This window comes from Microbacterium sp. (genome assembly GCF_041641055.1).
GTDB lineage: Bacteria > Actinomycetota > Actinomycetes > Actinomycetales > Microbacteriaceae > Microbacterium.
Window position 1 is genome coordinate 3,017 of sequence record NZ_JBEPZB010000057.1, and the last position, 2,298, is coordinate 5,314.

5 protein-coding genes are annotated in these 2,298 nt (G+C 67.2%); 3 read left to right on the plus strand and 2 right to left on the minus strand.

Features of this window, described 5'->3' with window-relative positions; genetic code table 11:
• On the plus strand, window positions 1-409 hold a 409-nt coding region (locus tag ACESK8_RS17770), incomplete at its 5' end, for a TetR-like C-terminal domain-containing protein (RefSeq protein ID WP_372969817.1).
• A gap of 74 nt (window positions 410-483) precedes the next feature.
• A complete protein-coding gene (locus ACESK8_RS17775; protein WP_372969818.1) occupies window positions 484-894 on the plus strand; it encodes a DUF1428 domain-containing protein in 411 nt (136 codons plus the stop codon).
• 10 nt (window positions 895-904) lie between these two features.
• On the opposite strand, the gene ACESK8_RS17780 is transcribed toward ACESK8_RS17775, so the two are convergent.
• A complete protein-coding gene (locus ACESK8_RS17780; protein WP_372969819.1) occupies window positions 905-1,285 on the minus strand; it encodes a hypothetical protein in 381 nt (126 codons plus the stop codon).
• 402 nt (window positions 1,286-1,687) lie between these two features.
• Between ACESK8_RS17780 and ACESK8_RS17785 the strand changes: the two genes are divergently transcribed.
• Window positions 1,688-1,963, plus strand: coding sequence for a hypothetical protein (locus ACESK8_RS17785; RefSeq protein ID WP_372969820.1), 276 nt, complete (start codon window positions 1,688-1,690; stop codon window positions 1,961-1,963).
• Window positions 1,964-1,966: 3 nt separating this feature from the next.
• Here ACESK8_RS17785 and ACESK8_RS17790 read toward each other — a convergent pair.
• Window positions 1,967-2,298 (minus strand): SDR family oxidoreductase (locus tag ACESK8_RS17790; protein ID WP_372969821.1); only part of this gene is annotated, 332 nt, incomplete at its 5' end.

The following is a 2,298-nucleotide window of genomic DNA, read 5'->3' on the forward strand; positions in this document are numbered from 1 at the left end:
AATCCTCGGCGAGGCGCTGCTCGAGGGAGACCTGCCCGGAGCCGACCCCGCCGTCGCGATGAGCGACGACATCCGAGCCGACCTGCACGCCTGGTTCTCCGCGATGTCCGCCGGGCTCGCGAGGCCCGAGGGTGTGGCACTCGCCCGGGCGCTGATCGCGGTGACCGCCACCGACCACGAACTCGGGCTCGCGCTCAACGAGCGTCTTGCGGCGCCGATCCGCTCGTGGGTCGCCGAACGGATCGCGCGCGGACAGGCGGCGGGCGAGATCCGGGCGGATGTGGATGCTGACGCCATCGCCGACCAGCTCATCGCCATGGCGTCATACGCGGCGCTCATCGGACAGCCGCTGAGTGCGGAGCGCGTCGAGGAGACGGTGACGCGGCTGCTGCGAGGCATCGCTCAATAGGGCAGCTCTGGTCCGGCGGACCGACGCTGTATACCCTGGCGACGAACACTCACCGCTGAGGACTGGAGCTGAGCATGGTCATCGCTGACATCACCGTCGTTCCGGTGCCGACGGAACGCAAGGCCGCATACCTGGACTTCTCGAAGCGGATGGCGGAGGTCTACCGCGATCACGGTGCGATCAGTGTCGTCGACTATTGGCAGTCGAGCGAGTCAACGGACCCGGGTGACTTTCACGCAGATGGGACGTCGTATGAGCCGGGGGAGCTCAAGAGCATCGCTGATCTCGCGGGCACGAGCGTCGGGGAGTCCGTCGTGGTCACGGTGACGACATGGCCGTCGCGCGAGGTTCGCGACCGCGGAACCGCTGCCGTCACGAGCGATCCCCGCGTTCTCAAGACGCTCGATGAAGAGCCCGTCTTCGACGGCGGTCGCGTGATCGGCGATAGCTTCGAGATCGCGATGAGCGTTCAACGCGACGAGTGACGGGCGATAACTACGGGGTGCAGTAGGCGAGCATCGCGTCGGTCGCTGTGCGCATCTCCGTCGTCGCCGCGTCCAGGCCCGTGATATCACCCGCGATGGCCTTCTCGCCCTCGGCCGCGAAGGCGTCGATGCTCGTGGTCCACGAGTCGCGGAGTGTGACGAACTCCTCGGGTCCGTCGACACCGCGGATGTTCTCGGCGACGCTCTTGACCTCATCGAGCGCCGCTTGCGCGGCCTCGGCAGTCGGCGAGCTCACGCTGCCGATCACGCCGGTCACCTGCGCGGCCTGTGCTGCGACCTGGCCGCAGGCGGCGATGGTCGACGCTTGAGAGCATCCGGACAGCAGAAGGATGCCGACGGCCAGTGTCGCGAGCGCGGGGAGCTTCTTCATAGAGCCAGGGTAGGCGGCGGAGATGTGAGATCTGCCCTGAGCCCCACGTGGGGCCAACGAAGGTCACGGGCTTGCCCGCGGTTTCTGCATAGGCGATCTCCTGGAGCGTCGATTCACCGAAGTGCTCGCCCTGGTTCACGACCACGACTCGATCGGCCAGGTCGATCCTGCGCAGATGCAGCTCGCCGAGCGCGGCCTTGTGCTCGGCGGTGATCGCGGTGTCGATCTCGGCAGGCATGAGGACGATGGCGCCACCGAGCGTCAAAGACTGGCTCACGGCTCGCATGTCCTCGGCGTATCGCATGGAGCCGCAGATGCAGACGATCTCGGGACGGGTGGGCATGGGGCCAGTCTCCCATCCGCTTAGGGTGTGCCGACTTTGCCGCGGTCTAGGCTCGCCTCATGAGCGAGCCCAGTGCCGAGCCCTCCCTGATCCAGCAGCGCATGGCCTTGCAGCGCCGCAAGAACTTCGCGATCTACTCGATCGTGTTCGCCGCGATCATGTTTGCAGGATGGGTCGTCACGCTCGTGCTCGATCCGAGCGCGCTGTACCGATGGATCGGCCCTGCCGTGTTCGGCGTCGGAGTGTTGATCGGGATCTTCGAGCTGCGCAAAGCGCGGCGAGCGATCGGCGAGTTCGAAGGCCGGCACGGCAGCCGCGCCGGCCCCCAAGACTGACGCTTACTGCACCGACCATCCACCATCCGACGCGAGCACTGCACCGTTGATGTTCACGGCGTCGTCCGACAGCAGGAACGTGATCGACGCGGCGAGGTGCTCGGCGGTCGCAACTGTCGGGATCGCCTGCTGGAACGGGGCCAGGCGACCGGAGCCGTACTCCGACATGTTCGGGGGCATCGGGATGCCGGTGGCGACGCCGCCCGGAGCGACGGAGTTCACGCGGATGCCCTTCGGCCCGTACATGAACGCCGCGGACTTCGTGACGCCGATGATGCCGTGCTTGCTGGCCGTGTAGGCGTTGCCCGAGGAGTTGCCGCGCAGGCCCGCTTCGC

Coding starts and splice junctions, on each gene's coding strand:
- ACESK8_RS17775 (WP_372969818.1), top strand. CDS start 484: ATGGTCATCGCTGACATCACCGTCGTTCCGGTGCCGACGGAACGCAAG.
- ACESK8_RS17780 (WP_372969819.1), bottom strand. CDS start 1,285: ATGAAGAAGCTCCCCGCGCTCGCGACACTGGCCGTCGGCATCCTTCTG.
- ACESK8_RS17785 (WP_372969820.1), top strand. CDS start 1,688: ATGAGCGAGCCCAGTGCCGAGCCCTCCCTGATCCAGCAGCGCATGGCC.